Below are 17,518 nucleotides of genomic sequence, written 5' to 3'. Positions count from 1 at the left end.
GCTAAAAAACCGAACGCTAAAAGACTGCTCTAAGTACAAGGCCAGCTACCTTAAGGTAGCTGGCCTTTTTAATGGATGAACGGTTTTTAAGAAATGATGACTTAAACACCTGGGCCGTTAAACCTTACCCTGGTTATCCAGTTCTACCGCCTCGTGCATCCGCGTGAGCAGATCCGGCACTGCGGCCTGCACCCGGTTCCAACTAGGAATAAAGGGGCGCTCTCGCGGGTTATCCATAAACAGATTGCCGGCTTCGAGTAGGTTGCTGGCAAACAGCTCTACTGCCTGCTCTTCACTGTGGCGGTCAAGGCTCAGCCCGTTCATGGTGGCATCGTGATCGTAGGCTTCAATCAAATCCAGCGCAAAGCGGTAATAGGTGGCTTTAAGGGTGCGGAAATCTTCGCTGCTAAAGGTAATGCCCTGGGTGGCTAGTTTACGGTAGAGCGCTTTTGAGATATCCAGGCTCATGCGGTTTAAGCCGCCGTTGGGGTCCTCTTCGCTAACCGGTTGATGCTTGTGGTCGTAGGCATCGGCAATATCGACCTGGCAAAGCTGGCGCAGAGAGTAATTACGCTGCAACTCCGACAATACGCCAATCTCCAACCCCCAGTCCGCTGGCATACGGATTCCTTCAAGCACTTCGCTACGCATCGCAAACTCTCCCGACAACGGATAACGAAAGCTATCCAGGTAATCGAGATAAGGCATTGGCCCACAGACGGTTTTCAGCGCCCGCAGTAACGGCGTGACTAACAGTCGAGAGACGCGACCGTTCAGTTTGCCCTCGGCAATGCGCGGGTAATAGCCTTTGCAGAAACTGTAGTTAAAATTGGGGTGGGCAACCGGATACATTAAGCGTGCCAGTAGCCCCCGCTCGTAGGTCAGAATATCGCAGTCGTGCAACCCCACTACCTTCGAACGCCCAGACGACAACATATAACCGGCGCAGTACCATACGTTGCGCCCCTTGCCGGGCTCCAGCGAGCCTAGCCCGTGCTCTTCCAACTCTGCGTCCAGGGCGCGCAGCCGTGGGCCATCGTTCCATAAAATGCGCGTATGCAGGGGAAGGCGAGAGAAGAAATCGCGAGCGTACAAAAACTGCTCCCGATCGGCGCGGTCCAGGCCGATGACAATTTCATTGAGATACGGGACTTTAACCAACTCATCGACAATCGCCGACAGTGCAGGCCCTTCCAGCTCCGAAAACAGCGACGGCAGAATCAGCCCCATGGGGCGTCGTCGAGCAAACTGGCACAGCTCTTGTTCAAGCGCTTCTACCGAGCGCCGGGTAAGATTGTGAAAGTCGGTAATAATTCCGTTTTGATGAAAGTCACTCATGCACTTACCTCCCTGAATTCAAAGAACTGTACTCAAAGAACAAGATTCCAAGAACACAGCCGCATCTTTCTCCGCCGTCGCTAAACGGCGGTCGTCTCGCCCCCACCAGTAGTCCACCCCCTCGGCCCAGCCGGTCGGCCCTGTTGCCTCGGTGCGATAGAGCGAAGCGTTGCGGGGCTCTACAGCTAAATCGTGGCAACCTCGGATCACGACGGCTTGATCGACTGCTTCGAGCATAGTGATATCGTTCGGCCCGTCTCCTAACCCTAGTGAAAGAGGCGTTCGACCTCTTAACGCCGTAAAGCGCTTAACCAGCCACTCGACGGCATTACCCTTATCGGCGGAGAGCCCCATGACATGCCAAAAGCGCCCGCCTTGAGTCAGCTGTAGCCCATCCCCTTCTAAAGCGGCGCGAAATGCCTCCAAAGCTGCTTCGGAGTCCTGCCACAGCAGCGGCTCACTGCCTTCCCGCTGTCTTGCATCGCGGGCGCGAACTGCGTCAAGCCCAGTAAGCTCCATCACCTCAGGTACACTCAACTCCCCCATGCGAGTGAAACGAATATCCAGACGTTCGCGCCATACCTTCAATCGGGCACGAATAAAGCCAACATCCACACCAGGATGCTTGATAACAACGCCATCGCGGCCACTTCCTGGACGGTCTAAGCGCGCATGGCACCAGCCTGGCGGCAAACCAATCACTGCTCCATTTTCAGCAATAAACGGCGTTGCTGTAAGGCCTAGGGCTTCGCGCAGGGGAATCAGTTCGGCGCGGGTTTTACTGGTCACCGGAATGACCGGCACCCCCATCTGCTTTAAACGGGCAAGCCAGGGGGCCGCAGGGCTGAAGTCATAACTGTGATGGTCGAGCAGCGACCCATCGAGATCGGTCACTACTAGCCGAGGCTGCAGAGCGGGATCAATCGAAGAGATTGACGCTGCCGAAGGCGTTGATGCGGAGAGACGAGCGGATTCAGGCATGGCACTACCTCTTTTCGGCCTTAACGCATTATTTAGGCATTATGTCTAGAACACCTGATGTGAGCGATGACCAGCTATTAATTGGCTATCAAGAACATAGCAATTTATAAGCCAAAACAGAGAAGTTCCGACTCAGCAGAGGGTTACAGAACGTCTTACGGAATAAATAAATCGGAATATCTGTTAGCACCAAAAAGAGGCAAACAAAGCGCACCAAAAAAGTGCATGAAACAGATCGGTGCGCTTTAGTGCTGTTTCCTATCAAAAAAGGCGCATTAGAACTAACTAAGATGAAAATAAAGTTATAAAAAAGTGTCACAGTGCTTGGCAACGACGCATAAATAGCTATACTGAAATTGTACCCACTGGTGGTCTTGTACACCCCTCACCTGATACCAGTGGGCTGCAGTGAGCCAAGCCCTTTAATGCCCGCCCTTCCCCCGGCGGGCTTTTTTTATGGGCCACTGTCATAGAGGGGTGCGTCGGCTGGAGGTCGATTTAGCTCCAGACCACTGGGCTTCTAGTGTTATGACGCCCTCCCTTCGAATAGCGTCTACATTAACCGTTACTCGACGTGAATAACCACCTCAACCCGCCGGTTACGCGCACGCCCTTCCGCTGTGGCATTGCTTTCCAATGGTTTTGTGGCCGCCAGGCCTACGGCGCGTAGCCGCTCAGCATCTACTCCGGCGGCTTCAAGTGCTTCCACAATGGCAATGGCTCGAGCGCTAGACAATGCCCAGTTAGACGAGAACTCATCAGTGCTAATGGTCTGGCTATCCGAGTGCCCCTCAACCCATACTTCGCCTTCATAGCGCTGAATAGTTTCCAATAAACTGCCCACTAGTGACGATCCGTCAGTGGTTAGCTCAGCCGTTGCTGAAGGAAACAGCAGTTGGTCCTGCACGCGAAGACTAATCCCCTCGGCCACCCGGGAGACTTCAACCCCCTCAAGGTCGGGCAGGTAGGTAGACTCTTCTACGCGTTCTGAAAGCGCCTGGTTTAGCGCAAGTGCCCCCGAGACCGACTCATCACTCACTGCTTGCACATTCACCGGAGGGCGATCAGTCAACACCACCATGTAGTCAGCTAAGGGCGATGTAAAATCATCGCTGCCCGCGGGCATCAGCAGCTTTGGCAGAGTGATCGCAGGTTCGGCGAGGGGCGGTGGCGCTGCCAAAAGCGGCGGAACACCGAAGCTTGTTCTACGCCGCGGGAAATCCGTTAACTTGGGCAGCCCAGCCACGCCGAGTGCCGCACTAACGGCCACAGGGCTTAACCCTGCCCCGTGCCACCGAGCAACGCTGGCACGCTCATCGCTTACCTGGGCCAACGACTCGGGCAGGGGGACTTCCAAAGCGGGTACTGATGTGTAGGCGTATTCGCTCGCGCTATCTTTCTGAGTATCCTCCTGGTTCCACTGAGGAATTACCGGCCCAGCGGCAGCGATAATGACCACAAATAGCGCTACCAGCAGCGTCATAATATCGAGGTAACTAATCATCCATCCGCTACCGCTATCGCTTTCATGGTAAGCCGACATTAGCGAATCATGGCGCGGACCGCTGCGGTGATCTTCAAGCATTATTATCATCGCTCATTCAAGTTTTTAACCTCGTGGCCGATCTAGCTAAGTGAGTCAAATTAGGTGAGTCGAATTAGGCATGGCAAACTAAGATGCCATATTACGCATGGCTAACAGTCTATCAAAAGCCGTTTTGTAGCAAAAAAGGAACCCGCAGGTGCGCACCCGTCCCAGATTATCTCCATTGCCCTATTTTATACGCCCTGTCAGTTTGGGGCTGGCAAGCTTAATGCTCAGCGGCTGCTTTTATGCCAATACCTCCCAAGCGCCGATTGCCACCACTTATCCCTATAGCGAACAGCAGCGTATGCAGGCCGCCCATCACTGGGATGTACTGGCCCGCCACGAAGCTACCAGCATTTTGAAGCGTGAGCGTGTTCGCAATCGCGATTTACACATCAGCGAACCCGACAGTGAAGCACTGCATGCTTATAGCGGCGGCGAATTTGGCCGCGGCTTTCGCGCCCTACTGACCAGCGAACTGGTGTCCAGAGGTGCCAACCTCACCACCGTTCCCACTGCGAACAGCGCCAACATCACGTTTAATGTCGAGGTCGTCGAACACCGCGATCGCGGCTTTATACGCCCCCCCGTCGGTGCTTTTACCGCCCTCACCGCGGGCATCGCTGTAGCCACCATTCCGTATAACCAGTGGGCCGAACCTGCACTGGGGTTAATCCCCGCGGGTATGCTCGCCGATACCACCAGCGGTAGCTGGACGAATACGGGCAACGAAGAGATCATCGTGACCACGCAGATTATCGACGGCGAGCGAATTCTCTACTCTTCGTCCAACATTTACTACATTAATGCCGGTGATCGTCGTCAATATGCGCCAAACCGCGTGCCCCAGGCACCTACCACCCCTTCCGTTCCGCTTACTGATACGTGGTAATTTCATGCTGATGACACTTTTCGCTACACGGCGCACTCGCTCTATTAGCCATACCACCCGAGCGGTGACCATTGGCATGACGCTACTGTTAATGGCTGGCTGCGGTGCGCTGGGCAATGCTAACAACATGCCCGCCGAACCGGAACCCGATCTTTCGGAATTGGTTCATACTGCTGCCGAGCAGATGGTTGCCAGCAATCCAGAGCTAACGCGCTATAGTCCCATGATTGCCGCTACCTTTGTCAGCATCGATAATTTAAGCCAATCCTCCACGCTGGGGCGTATGAGCTCAGAAATTATGGCCTCAGCGCTATCCCGCCAGGGCATGCAGGTGCGCGAAGTTAAAATGCGCGACAGCATGTTTATTGAAGAGAGCGTGGGCGAGCTAATTCTTTCACGGCAAGTTCAGCGCTTAACCGCCCAACACAACGCCCGATCAATATTGATGGGCACCTACGCGCAAGGCCAAGACTACGTCTATGTGAGTGCTCGGGTGGTGCGGGCAGGGGATGCCATGGTGCTCGGCAGCGCCGATTTCCGCTTACCGCTCAATAACAACACCCGCAGTTTGTTAGAGGGCCAGGGGGGTTGGTGATTATTGTATAGAAGAGAGTAACGACATGGTTGCCACTAGATCATTACTCTCTAGCTCACCTACCGCTGACTGTAGCGCTAAGCTATCTAGTGCGTATTCACCAATGACGTCAACATATTGAATGCGTTGATCATAGAGGCTAGCGCGGGCATCAAGCACATCTACTAAATCGCGTAGGCCAAACTGCTCTCCGCGCTCGGCGGCGTTTAGAAACAATTGGCTTGAAGCAATAGCCTGCTTGACGGCTTCAATTCGACGCACATGCCCTTTGAGTGAGCGTAACCGTTGACGCACTTCCTGCATCGCAAGATTACGCTGATTATCAAACGCAGCTTTATTAGCGTCGATGCGATTTTCCCCCTGCCTAACGCTTGCGGTCGTATAGCCGCCACGATAGATGGGCATGCTCACTTCAATACTGGCGCGGTAGTCCTCGCTTTCACGTAGCTGGTCATCGCTTTGTCGATCTGAATAGCTCAAATTTAAATTAATCTCTGGGTAATAGCCCGCCCGACGAACATTAGCATTTTCTTCTGCAATGCGCAGCTCTTGACCCGCCAACAAAACATTCAGGTTCCGCCCGGCTTGCATTACCCAGTCCTCCTGCTCTCCCCATTCACTTTGCAATGTAATGTCAGTTAGCTCGCCAACGGCTAGGCCATGGAACTCGGGCAGCGTGCCGGTTAAACGCTCTAGAGTGCTGAGAGCATTATCCAGTTCATTTTCTGCTTGAACGGCGTCTGATATTGCTTGATCTAAGCGTGACTGCGCTTCCAGTAAATTTATCCGGTCACCAATACCAAGATCAAATGCTCGCTGAGCTTGGCGAACTTGCAAATCTAGTGAAGTCTGCTGCGTTTCTAGTAAGCCGAGACGCAGGGAGGCTAGATAAGCTTGCACATAGGCTTCACTGACCTGGAGCGCTAGATCGCGCTCGACTACCGCTAGCTGTAAGACAGCGGCGCTGACCTGGGCATTGGCAACGCCAACACCCCGCCAGCGTTCTAAGCTAAATAGGGGCTGCTGCAATTGTAGCTGCCACAAGGTTTCATCAATTTCCCCAGGCCGCTGAGCACGTTGATCGAGACCAAAGTCATCGGGCGAAGTTTGAATATTGGTCGAGTCTTGCCATAAGTACGAACCGGTAGCGCTGACTTGGGGCATCAACTGTGAACGCGCCATAGGAATTTCTTCACGCGTGGCCTCTAATTCGTAACGTTGACGCAAAAGGTCGGCATCATTTTCAAGTGCACGGGCAAATAGTTCTGGCAAGGATGGCAGGGCCACAGGAAATGTGGAATGTGATTCAAGCGCCGCCAGCTCTGCTGCGGGGGCATTGCCCGCTCGTAATTCCTGTTGCGCATAAATCGACGGAGATAAAATACTCAACGCAATCACAATAGCCGCTAGGCGTAGCGACCTCCACTGCATGGCGCTTACCGTTATTGTATCGAGAGATATTTTTGGCATTAGTCCTCCCGCAGGGCCCGCGCCAGCATGTCGGTAATTGGTTTGGCAATATAGCTTGCGAATGTTCTCTCACCGGTACGAAGCATCACTTCTGCGGGCATACCTGAAAGCAGTTGCATCTGTTCATTCATTTGCGTGTAACCCTGTTCTGTTACACGTATTCGGGTACGGTAATAATGTTGCCCTGTAGCTTCATCTTCAAAGCTGTCCGCACTCACGTGAATGACCTCACCATCAATCACATCGGTTAGCCGTTGATTGAAAGCGCTAAAGCGAATTTCAGCAAACTGACCAATATGAATATTGTCGATATCGCGCGTTGGGATGCGGGCTTCTACTACAAAACCGTCATTAGAGGGCACGATATCCATAATGGTATCGCCCGCACGGATAACAGCACCGACGGTATGAATTTGGCGGCCCACCACAATCCCCGAGACAGGAGCCGTAACGATGGCTCGCTCTACCTGATCACTCAGTGAAATAATGCGCTCTTCTGCCTCAGCAATTTGTGCTTGCGCTTCGCGCAACTGCTCGCCAACCTCTTTCTGAAACTCTTGCTGCTGAATCTCGCGCTGCATACGATTTTCGCTTATTTGTGATCGCAACTGGGCGATATTAGCGCGAAACTCGGCGTTATCGCCTTCGTACTGAAGCACCTGCCGCTCTAATTCACGCAAGCGCTGGCTATCTCCTAAGCCCTCCCGATAAAGGGAACGAAAGGCACCTGCCTCGGTATTTAATGAGCTGTTACGGCTGGTGTTAACGCTAATCCGCTGCTCCAAGCCGACAATCTGTTCACGCATTTGCACAATCTGCTCATCCAATGCTTCTAAAGTGCTTTTAAGCGACTGGCGACGTGCGGTAAATAGACTCTGCTGTACAGCAACCACTTGCTGAACACGCATGTTATCAGTGTCTTGAAGATCGTCAGGTATTACCATGGCCTCCGCCCCTTGCTGCTCGGCGAGCAGGCGGGCTTCCATGGCTCGATTAATCAAATATTGGGAACGGGCAATGGCTAGTTGAGAGCTGGCTTGAGTATCACTCAACACTATTAAGGTGTCTCCTACCGCAACTTGGTCACCATCTTCGACCAGCAACTGCTCAACAATACCGCCTTCCAAGTGCTGCACGGTGCGCTTGAATGACTCGATCGAGACACTGCCCGGCGCAACAACCGCAATCGCTAGGGAAGCGGTGGCGGCCCATAGAACAAAGCCGCCCAAGGCAAAGATGAGAATCGCAAAGCCCAGCTTACGGTAGCCTTTATCACTGATGGGTAGTGATTCGCAGGCCTCGCCGTCAATTGTCAAAGGGCGATTGGGGGTGATATCGATCTCGGAGGTGGGAGGGTTACGTTTCTCGTCGCTCATGCTATTTCTCCTCAGTGCCACGGCCACCCGAGATGGCTGAGAGGCGCGCTGTCCCTTGCTGGCTTACTTGCCCGCGCGGTTTTTTAGCAAACTGAGCGATAATTTGGTCACGTGGCCCAAACATGCTTATTTGCCCCTCTTTCATCACAAGGAGTTTGTCCATACTTTTCAAAACACTGGTGCGATGGCTTATAACAAAAAGCGTCGCTCCCTCGGCTTTAAGCTGGGCGATAGCCATCGCCAATGCCCGTTCGCCAGCATCATCTAAGTTTGCATTGGGCTCGTCTAGCACCACCAATACCGGGTTGTCATACAGAGCGCGCGCTAACCCAACCCGCTGGCGCTGGCCTCCCGAGAGACCACCACTCGTGGAAGAAATCACCGTGTCGTAACCGTTGGGTAATTCCAAAATCATTTTATGCACGTCGGCTTTTTTCGCCGCATCAACCACCTTTTTGGGGTCGAGATTGCCAAAACGAGCAATATTTTCACTAATGGTGCCGTCAAACAGCTCAATGTCTTGAGGTAAGTAGCCAATATAGGGACCAATTTCATCTCGGTTGTATTGAGTGATCACCCCGCCATCTAGACGTACGTCACCCACTTGGGTTGGCCATATACCCAATAGCACTCGCGCTAGCGTCGACTTACCCGCGGCACTAGGGCCGATAATGCCAACGTGTTCCCCCTTAGCGACTCGAAACTCAATGCCGCGGATGGTTGCCATACGCGTACCAGGCGGTGCAGCGGCGACCCCTTCAAGTGCAACTTCACCTCTTGGTGCAGGCAGCGACATCTTACGCTGCTCATCCGGTATTTGAGTCATCAGTTCATTTAACCGCTCATAGGCACCGCGCGCGCCTACAAAACCTTTCCAGCCACCGATCATTTGGTCGATCGGCGCAAGCGCACGGCCCATCAAGATAGAACCGGCAATCATCATGCCGGGGGTCATTTCCCCCCTTAGCACCAGTAGCGCACCCAAGCCTAAAATTAAAGATTGAAAGAACAGGCGCATAACTTTGGAGGTATTGGTTAGCGCTCCAGCGCGATCACTCGCCTGGGACTGCTTGGACAAAAACTCATGGTGACGCTTCGACCAGCGCCCCATAATGCCCGGCAACATGCCCATGGCATGCAGCACCTCGGCATTGCGCAGATTAGAGTTGGCAAGATTTTGCGCCTGAATATGTTCGCTATTGGCTTCTGCCAATAGCCTTTTGGTCGACTTCTCGTTGGCAATCGCTAGTGTTAGCAAAATCAACCCAGCACAGGTAGCAAATACCCCAAGCCAAGGGTGAAATAGAAAGAGTACGCCGAGATAAACAGGCACCCAAGGGGCATCAAAAAAAGCAAACAGGCCATTCCCGGTTAGAAACTGGCGCAAGCTGGTCAAGTCACTGAGAGGTTGTGCGCTTTGACTGCCCTGAACCACCAAGCTACGGCGGAACATCGCGCTATAAAGCCGCTCGTTAATACTGGTGTCTAACCGATTGCCAACGCGCACCAATATGCGTGAGCGCACCAGCTCTAACCCTCCCATGATCATAAAAAAGAACACGACGACAAGGGTAAGCATTAATAACGTGTCTAGACTTTGGGTGGTGAGCACACGGTCATACACTTGCAGCATGTACATTGGCGGCACAAGCATCAGTAAGTTAACAAACATACTGAAAAAACCCACCGAAAAAAATGAACCTTTACAATCTTTTAATGCACGCTGCAAATCGGTTTTTTCTTGTTGTTTTGCCATGGCGAGCCTCCCTTAAATCAATAAGACGCTAAGCACGTAACAATATGTTACACACATTAACAGAAACGCCTCTACAGAGTGTAGAGGCGTTAGTGATAAAGGGTATTTTTGGTATTTAAGTACTAGTTTCGTTACTCATAAACCGGCAGCCGCGCGCAAACTTCGGCTACTTTATCTAACACCTGGGCTTCGATGGCGCTGGTGTCTTCGCCTTTGGCCAGTACATCGAGAATGTCACAGATCCAGCCAGCTAGCTCGGTACACTCCTGCTCACTGAAGCCGCGCGTGGTCACTGCCGGCGTGCCAATGCGCAGGCCGGAGGTGACAAACGGGCTTTGCGGGTCATTAGGCACGGCATTCTTGTTGACGGTGATGTGGGCACGCCCCAGTGCAGCATCGGCATCCTTACCGGTTACGCCCTGTTTGATCAGCGAGAGCAGGAAGAGGTGGTCTTCGGTGCCGCCGGAAACAATGTCGTAACCGCGATCGATAAACACCTTAGCCATAGCCTTGGCGTTTTTAACCACCTGCTGCTGGTAGGTTTTAAACTCCGGCGCCATGGCTTCTTTGAAGCAGATAGCTTTAGCCGCGATAACATGCATCAACGGGCCGCCCTGACCACCGGGGAAAACCGCTGATTGCAGCTTTTTCTCAATCTCAGCGTCGTTTTCTGCCGAGAGAATCACACCGCTGCGGGGGCCGCGTAGGGTTTTGTGGGTGGTGGAGGTAACCACGTGGGCATAGGGCAAGGGACTGGGGTAGACGCCCGCCGCGACCAAACCAGATACATGGGCCATATCAACAAGTAAGTAAGCGCCCACTTCATCGGCGATTTCACGGAACTTGGCCCAATCAATAATTTGCGAGTAGGCAGAAAAACCAGCGATGATCATTTTGGGCTTATGTTCACGAGCAAGCTGAGCCACCTGGTCGTAATCGATCAGTTCTTGATCGTTCAAACCGTACTGAATGGCGTTATAGTGCTTACCCGAAAAGTTGGGCTTGGCTCCGTGGGTCAGGTGGCCGCCCGCGTCCAGACTCATACCCAAAATGGTATCGCCGGGCTTGACCAGCGCCTGGAATACCGCGCTGTTAGCCTGTGACCCGGAGTGCGGCTGAACGTTAACATAGGTAGCGCCGAACAGCTTTTTGGCGTAATCAATGGCCAGGTTTTCAGCAATATCGACGAACTCGCAGCCGCCGTAGTAGCGCTTTCCGGGGTAGCCTTCGGCGTACTTATTAGTCAGTTGGCTGCCCTGGGCTTCGAGTACGCGGGGGCTAGCATAGTTTTCGGAAGCGATCAGTTCGATGTGGGCTTCCTGGCGTGCCACTTCTTTCTGCATGGCATCAAACAGCACATCATCAAATCCGGCAATTGTCATATCGCGGCTGAACATCGGCGGGAACCTCGTAACGAGAAAGGGTCATCATGGAAGAAGCGAGGACGCTATCATAACGCAGCCTGACGCGACTTTCATCGCATCCGCGTCAGGTCGTACATGAACGTGCTTCATGTTGTTCTGTTCACTAAATGCTGACCAAATGGATAACTAGGCTGCCTTATCTCGCAATCCTTCAATGTCACCGCGTGCGTCCCTGCGGATGTCATTGAGCAGAGCAAAGCAGTTTCATCCCCCGATCATTTGCATTTTCCTTCGCCCTAAAAAATACTGTATATTTATACAATATTTTAAAATCAGGATGCCGACGATGCCGGGCCAGTCAGCTCACTTTATCTCCGCCTTGCCGTTAACTTCCCAGCCACTGCCTTACTTAACCTTTTTGGGCCGCGCTGGCTTCAGCGGTTTTCCTTCGCCTGCGCAGGATTACGAGCCATGCACGCTGGATCTCAATACAAGGCTGGTTAAAAACCCCACCGCGACCTTTTATGTCACTGCCACCGGCGACAGCATGGAAGGTTGGGGGATTTTTGAGGGCGATCTGCTGATTGTTGATCGCAGTATTGAACCGCGCCTAGGACATATTTTGATCGCTATGCTGGAGGGCGAGGCATTAATTAAACGCTACGCGCTTTATCGGGGCTCACCCCATCTATGTTCGAGCCACCCAAACTACCCGCCGCTGCTTCTTGAAGGCAGCGACTGCCAGCTATGGGGCGTGGTACGCGCGGTGGTGCATGAGTACTTACGTTGAACAAGCTACTGACGTTGACTGAGGGGTGGCGATGATCGGATTAGTCGATGCCAACAACTTTTATGTCAGCTGCGAGCGGGTTTTTCAGCCCAAGCTGGAAGGTAGACCTGTCGGCGTGATGTCAAACAACGACGGCTGTGTAATCGCCCGCTCAACGGAGTTGAAAGCGCTGGATATCCCTATGGGAACGCCAGCTTTCAAGCTTGAAGGACTGCGTCAGCGCGGCGATATTCACCTGCTGTCATCTAACTACGAGCTCTACGGCGATATGTCGGCACGGCTGGCCCAACTGCTACGCGATGCCTGCCCTGCGGTCGCGCCCTATTCAATCGATGAGATGTTCGTCTACTTGGAAGGTTTCACCACAGCACAATGTGCGGCGCTAGGGCAACGCCTGCGCCAGCTTATTCGCCGCCACTTGGGTCTGCCGGTGTGTGTGGGGCTGGCACCCACTCATACGCTCGCCAAACTGGCCAATCATCTTGCCAAGCAAGACCCTCGCTACCAAGGCGTTTGCTTGCTCAATGGGCAGGATCACACCACTGAGGCATTGCTCAAACGTACGGCGGTAGGCAGCGTATGGGGCGTCGGCCATCGGCTTGCCGAGCGTTTAGCGATTGGCGGCGTGACTACTGCTTGGGACTTGCGTGAAAGCGACGAAAAGCAGCTGCGCAAGGGCTTCTCGGTGGTACTGGCACGTACCGCGCTCGAGCTGCGCGGCACGCCTTGTATGGAGATGAACGCGCTGGAGCAACCGCGCCAACGCATTATGACCTCGCGCTCCTTCGGCCAACCCACCGGCGTTTTTGCAGAAGTACATAATGCCCTGCGCCGCCACGCCCAGCGCAGCGCTGAAAAACTGCGCGAACAGCAGAGTCTGGCCCGTGCGGTAATGGTGTTTCTGCATACCAACCGCCACCGCCGCGACCAGTTGCAGTATTTCCCGCAGGCGCTAATCCCCCTGCCCTCACCTAGCGACGACACCCGAGTGATCCTTGACGCCGTTCGCCAAGGGCTTGAGCAGATTTATCGTCCTCGCTACCGGTTTATGAAGGCTGGCGTGATGCTGCTGGATTTGGTGGACGCTGAGCAGCATCAACTTTCGTTGCTACATCCGCCCACACGGAATCGTCATCCGTTTTTGATGGCAACGGTGGATCAGATTAACCAGCGCATGGGGCAAGGCACGATCAGCTTTGGCATGACGAACGCACCTGCCGCCTGGCAGTTACGCTGCGCCCATCGCTCAGACCGCTATACCACGCGCTGGGATGAGCTGATGAAAGTGGGCACTCACCCCGGCGCTACCCAAGCGTGTACTTCGCGAACAGAACCGCTACCCTAAGGCGTCAATTGCGTAGGAAACGCTGTTTTTATGACCCTCTCTCGGCCAGATAAAGAGTACGCCCCAGCCCCTGGCCTAGCGCAGCGCTGGGCTAGTCGCTATGTACAGGGCTATTTACGCCGCCACCCGGCACTTGATTCCCCTGACCCGCAGGCCCTGAAGCGCGCACGGCGCTGGATCATCGCCTGGGCAGCGCTCGCTGGTTTGATTTCCGGCACGCTGATTGGCAGCGCCGAATGGTGGATGCGTGAGTTTGCCACTAGCCCCTGGGAAGCCATGAGCCTTAGAGAGCAACTTCCCTACTGGGCCGGCTATCTGGCCGTTGCAGGCTGTGTTACCGCGCTGGAAATCGGCTTTTTATACTGGAATGCGCTGCGCGGTGTGGCGAATATTACCCGTTTGGCGGGCTTACGTTACGGTCAAACAGACGCGTTGGAACCCGATATTCAGCTGACCGTTCACGGCGTTTCCCGGTCGGCATTGGAGTACCCCAGCCCTGGTAGTCTTATTTATGGCGTAGACCCCCACGCCTACCTGCATGGCTGGAAGCTAACACTTAGAGCGCTACTTTATCGCTTAAAAATCAGCTTAAGCAGCTTTCTACTGCGTTTACTGCTGCGTCGGTTATTGGGACGACTGACGCTGCGCGGCTTTCTACCCGTATTAACCGGCCCGCTATACGCCGTGTGGAACGCCTGGATTGCGGCACGGATTATTCAAGAAGCTTATCTGCAGGCGCGAGGCCCCGCCCTGGTTAAGCACTTGATGGAAACACTGACGGACAGCGACGCACACACCCGCCGTCTGGTAGCCCAGGGGGTCGGCGAGCTTATTATGCGCAACCAGCACCCTCATCCCAACTTGGTGCTGCTGTTGGCTCGCCTGCTGAATAGCCTGCCTGAAAAACCTCCGGCGATTGACATTGATTGGCCAACTGCTCTACAGGGCTATGCGCAACTGACGGGCGAGTCACGTAAAACATTGCTGAATACGCTGACCCAGGTGACGCTACTTAGCGGCACCTATCGAGGTTCACGCAAGCGATTTTTAACAGAGGTGTTTGCGACCTGCCAAACGCCGCTGTGCAGCGATGAGGTAAAAGCTCAGCAGCAGCGTTTGTTATCGGGACAGGTGCCGTAACGTATTACGCTGCCCTCAGCGCGTGACGCAGCCGTGGGCTGAGGGTTTCGCCAATCGCTGCCATGACGACTAGAATCACCAGCAGCCAGGGCCAGTGAGCGGCAAATGAAACCTGATAGATCCCCAGCGCGTCGACGAAAATCACCACAATCCCCAACGGGCTAACGTAGCGCACCATGGTCAGCCATAGCGCATAAGGCAAGGGGGCAAGCCCTAGCTCGTCACGGAAAGTGCTACTTTTCAGCACAAACCCAGCCAACACCACCGTGCCCAAGCCACCCAGCGGCATCATCCAGCGTGAGGTTAAATAATCCAGCCAATCAAAGAAATGCTTACCGCCCAGTGTCCAGTCCGCGCCCAGGTTAAACGACAGCATCGCCAGTGTGCTAATCAACCACAGCACAATACCGGTGCCCCAGGCGGCTGCCGGACGCGAGATACCTTTGTTGTCGCACAGCCAGGAAACCGTGGCTTCGACCATAGAGATCGAAGAGGTCAGCGCTGCCATAGAGAGCATCAGGAAGAAGAGAATGCCAAACAGGGTGCCCAGCGGCATCGCCTGGAAAGCCAGCGGCAGGCTCATAAAAATTAGCCCAGGGCCTTCGCCGGGGTTCATACCGTTAGCAAAAATCACCGGGAAGATCGCCAGCCCCGCCATCAAGGCAACGACGGTATCCGCTACTGCCACACTGACCGTGGTGCGGCCAATTGAGGCGTCTTTGGGTAAGTAGCTGCCGTAGGTCAGAATCGCCCCGGAGGCCAGCGAGAGAGTAAAAAATGCATGGCCCAGCGCTGCTAGCATGCCCTCGCTAGAGAGGCTTCCCGCATTGAACGAAAACAGGAAGTTCACCGCTGCGCCAAAACCACCTGAGAAAATGCCAAAACCGATCAGCACGACCAGCATGATCACCAGCCCCGGCATCATCCAACTAACGCTTTTCTCGATACCCTTTTGCACGCCCTTGCCCACAATCAGCATAGTAACCAGCGTAACGAGAGTGCTCCAGAAACCGAGGTTCAGCGGGTTGGCGTTATTGGCCCCAAACACGGCGGCCATCTCATCCACGCTGGTGCCCGCGAGGCCACCAGTCAGCATCTTCCATAGGTACGAGAACGACCATCCCGCTACCACCACGTAAAACGACAGAATCATAAAGCCGCACAGCATGGCCATCCAGCCAACCAGCGACCACGCCGACGATCGGCCAGACTCGTTGACCACACGGCGAATGGCGTCCACCGGACTGCCGCGGCCACGCCGTCCAAAGGCGATTTCTGCCATCATTACCGGCACACCGACAGCAAAGATGCACGCTAGATAAACCAATACGAAGGCGCCGCCGCCGAACTCCCCGGTCATGTAGGGGAATTTCCAAATATTGCCCAGCCCCACCGCGGAACCGGTGGCTGCCAACATAAAGCCCCAGCGGCCTAGCCACTGAGTGCGAGGTTGCCTAGAAGAGGTCATTTGCCCAGTTATCCTGTCTGAAAAAGGCGCCTATCCTAGAGGATTTCGTGGGCAATGCCCACTGGACCCCAGTTCCTAGGTGTAGACGCTAGCTTTGGCAGCGGCATCCAAACGCTGGGCAGTTTGGTCTACCTTACGCAAGCAGGCCAGCAGCACCGCGCCGAGGGTCACAAAGCCGCCCGCAAGCCAAAGCCCAACGCCATAATGGCCAGAGGCTTCCGCCAACATACCGGTTAACGCCGGGGCGCATATTTGAGCGGCACCGTATGCCAGCGTCATCTGCCCCATTAACCGCGCAGGGCTTGAAGGATAGAGCCTGCCTGCCATGGTCAGCACCAGACTGACGCAGCCAAGAAAGGTGCCACCGTAGAGCACAGCGCTTAACAGCACCACCGCGGCATTGGCGGTAATAGCCGGCAGCACTATGCCCACCACTTGAATCGCCATGGCGATAATCAGCGCCCCTAGGTAGCCCACCCGACGAGCAACTAAATCCCATAGCATGACCGCAGGTGCGGCGGCCAAACCGGCCAAGGCGAACGTCCAGTTGCCCATGCCCGCCAGCAACGGTTCACGCTCCACGATGGCGACTAAGAAAGTAGCGCTGATCACATAGCCGTAACCGGCACAGAAGTAAGCGGCCAGCATCCAGCGCATAAAGGTGCGGGTGGGCGGCATAACTGGCTTACTACTGGCTGCGTTCGCTCCCACTAGCGGTTTTGCCGGGCGCGGCAGCCACCGCCAGGCAGGCACGAGCAGCGCGGCACCCAGCAAGCTAAAGCCCCACCACTGGGTCTGCCAGCTAAACGACAGCTGCAGCATCATTTCCACCGCGACCGCCGCAACAATCATGCCTAAGCCCACACCGGCAAAATGAATACCCAGCTCGCCACGTTGGCGATGTTGGATTAACCAGTGAAGAATCAGCCCTGACGCTAATAGCATGGAAGCGCTGCTTGAAAGACCGGCCAGAAAGCGTAACCCTGCCCAAACCCAGAAGTGATCGGTAAGCGCCATACCCGCAGTCGTGATTACCGCCAGGATTAACCCACAGCGAAATAGCGTGTCTTTAATATAAACAGTGTGAATAGAGGCGGCCAGCACTGCCCCCAGCATATAGCCCGCGTAGTTAAGTGCGGCCAGCCAGCCGCCATCGGCATCGCCCATCCAGGTCTGCTGCTGCATGACCGGTAGCAATGGGGTATAGGCAAAGCGCGCGATGCCAACACATAATATTTGGCTAAAAACGCCCGCCAGCAGCACTTTGAAGCGCTGGGCACCTAGCGTTGCAACGGTCATGGGGCGGCTCCTGAACGGCTCTTTAACGACGACTTAGCGAGCGTTATATTAATTAGCGTGCGTATTTTATCGTCATAGTAAGGCCTTTCGGGCAGCGGGTCATGACCACCTAAGTC

At 54.5% G+C, this 17,518-nt stretch carries 14 protein-coding genes; 5 read left to right on the top strand and 9 right to left on the bottom strand.

The window, feature by feature from the left end; translation table 11 throughout:
* Nucleotides 1-117: 117 nt before the first annotated feature.
* The 3 genes from U738_RS04650 to U738_RS04640 form a co-directional block, all read right to left on the bottom strand.
* Nucleotides 118-1,338 carry a glycosyl transferase gene (locus U738_RS04650; RefSeq protein WP_035577802.1) on the bottom strand — a complete coding sequence of 407 codons (1,221 nt, stop codon included), beginning with the start codon at nucleotides 1,336-1,338 and terminating at the stop codon, nucleotides 118-120.
* An 18-nt stretch (nucleotides 1,339-1,356) separates the two neighbouring features.
* Nucleotides 1,357-2,319: an HAD-IIB family hydrolase gene (locus U738_RS04645; RefSeq protein WP_035577799.1), complete on the bottom strand. Its 963-nt coding sequence runs from the start codon at nucleotides 2,317-2,319 to the stop codon at nucleotides 1,357-1,359.
* A 565-nt stretch (nucleotides 2,320-2,884) separates the two neighbouring features.
* Nucleotides 2,885-3,904, bottom strand: coding sequence for an OmpA family protein (locus tag U738_RS04640; protein ID WP_035577796.1), 1,020 nt, complete (start codon nucleotides 3,902-3,904; stop codon nucleotides 2,885-2,887).
* 229 nt (nucleotides 3,905-4,133) lie between these two features.
* Here U738_RS04640 and U738_RS04635 point away from each other — a divergent pair, with 229 nt between their 5' ends.
* The gene (locus U738_RS04635; protein WP_440870507.1) at nucleotides 4,134-4,799 is read left to right on the top strand and encodes a hypothetical protein; all 666 of its coding nucleotides are present in this window, start codon (nucleotides 4,134-4,136) and stop codon (nucleotides 4,797-4,799) included.
* A gap of 4 nt (nucleotides 4,800-4,803) precedes the next feature.
* The gene (locus U738_RS04630; RefSeq protein ID WP_035577793.1) at nucleotides 4,804-5,394 is read left to right on the top strand and encodes a FlgO family outer membrane protein; all 591 of its coding nucleotides are present in this window, start codon (nucleotides 4,804-4,806) and stop codon (nucleotides 5,392-5,394) included.
* Here the strand turns inward: U738_RS04630 and U738_RS04625 are convergent, their stop codons facing one another.
* The 4 genes from U738_RS04625 to glyA all read right to left on the bottom strand — a co-directional run bounded on the left by U738_RS04625 (nucleotide 5,395) and on the right by glyA (nucleotide 11,393).
* The gene (locus U738_RS04625; RefSeq protein ID WP_231896733.1) at nucleotides 5,395-6,864 is read right to left on the bottom strand and encodes a TolC family outer membrane protein; all 1,470 of its coding nucleotides are present in this window, start codon (nucleotides 6,862-6,864) and stop codon (nucleotides 5,395-5,397) included.
* A complete protein-coding gene (locus tag U738_RS04620; protein WP_035577789.1) occupies nucleotides 6,864-8,240 on the bottom strand; it encodes an HlyD family type I secretion periplasmic adaptor subunit in 1,377 nt (458 codons plus the stop codon). The genes U738_RS04625 and U738_RS04620 overlap by 1 nt, the downstream gene beginning before the upstream one ends.
* A gap of 1 nt (nucleotide 8,241) precedes the next feature.
* Nucleotides 8,242-9,996 carry a type I secretion system permease/ATPase gene (locus U738_RS04615; RefSeq protein WP_035577787.1) on the bottom strand — a complete coding sequence of 585 codons (1,755 nt, stop codon included), beginning with the start codon at nucleotides 9,994-9,996 and terminating at the stop codon, nucleotides 8,242-8,244.
* 131 nt (nucleotides 9,997-10,127) lie between these two features.
* Nucleotides 10,128-11,393: a serine hydroxymethyltransferase gene (glyA, locus tag U738_RS04610; RefSeq protein WP_035577786.1), complete on the bottom strand. Its 1,266-nt coding sequence runs from the start codon at nucleotides 11,391-11,393 to the stop codon at nucleotides 10,128-10,130.
* A gap of 313 nt (nucleotides 11,394-11,706) precedes the next feature.
* On the opposite strand from glyA, the gene U738_RS04605 reads away from it, so the two are divergent.
* Genes U738_RS04605 through U738_RS04595 form a run of 3 tightly spaced genes read left to right on the top strand, consistent with a single transcriptional unit; the run spans nucleotide 11,707 to nucleotide 14,635 of the window.
* Nucleotides 11,707-12,150, top strand: coding sequence for a LexA family protein (locus U738_RS04605; RefSeq protein ID WP_035577783.1), 444 nt, complete (start codon nucleotides 11,707-11,709; stop codon nucleotides 12,148-12,150).
* A gap of 31 nt (nucleotides 12,151-12,181) precedes the next feature.
* Nucleotides 12,182-13,495 carry a Y-family DNA polymerase gene (locus tag U738_RS04600; RefSeq protein ID WP_035577781.1) on the top strand — a complete coding sequence of 438 codons (1,314 nt, stop codon included), beginning with the start codon at nucleotides 12,182-12,184 and terminating at the stop codon, nucleotides 13,493-13,495.
* A 30-nt stretch (nucleotides 13,496-13,525) separates the two neighbouring features.
* On the top strand, nucleotides 13,526-14,635 hold the full coding sequence (locus tag U738_RS04595; protein ID WP_035577779.1) for an LBF_2804 family protein: 1,110 nt from the start codon (nucleotides 13,526-13,528) through the stop codon (nucleotides 14,633-14,635).
* Between the two features lie 4 nt (nucleotides 14,636-14,639).
* Here the strand turns inward: U738_RS04595 and U738_RS04590 are convergent, their stop codons facing one another.
* Nucleotides 14,640-16,103, bottom strand: coding sequence for a sodium-dependent transporter (locus tag U738_RS04590; protein ID WP_035577777.1), 1,464 nt, complete (start codon nucleotides 16,101-16,103; stop codon nucleotides 14,640-14,642).
* Between the two features lie 75 nt (nucleotides 16,104-16,178).
* Nucleotides 16,179-17,402 (bottom strand): YbfB/YjiJ family MFS transporter, encoded by a 1,224-nt coding sequence (locus U738_RS04585; protein WP_035577775.1) that lies wholly within the window; start codon nucleotides 17,400-17,402, stop codon nucleotides 16,179-16,181.
* Nucleotides 17,403-17,518 lie beyond the last annotated feature (116 nt).

It is taken from the genome of Halomonas sp. TG39a (assembly GCF_000744395.1).
In the GTDB taxonomy this organism is placed as follows: Bacteria; Pseudomonadota; Gammaproteobacteria; order Pseudomonadales; family Halomonadaceae; genus Vreelandella; species Vreelandella ventosae_B.
This window is presented reverse-complemented; position numbering and strand designations above follow the sequence as displayed.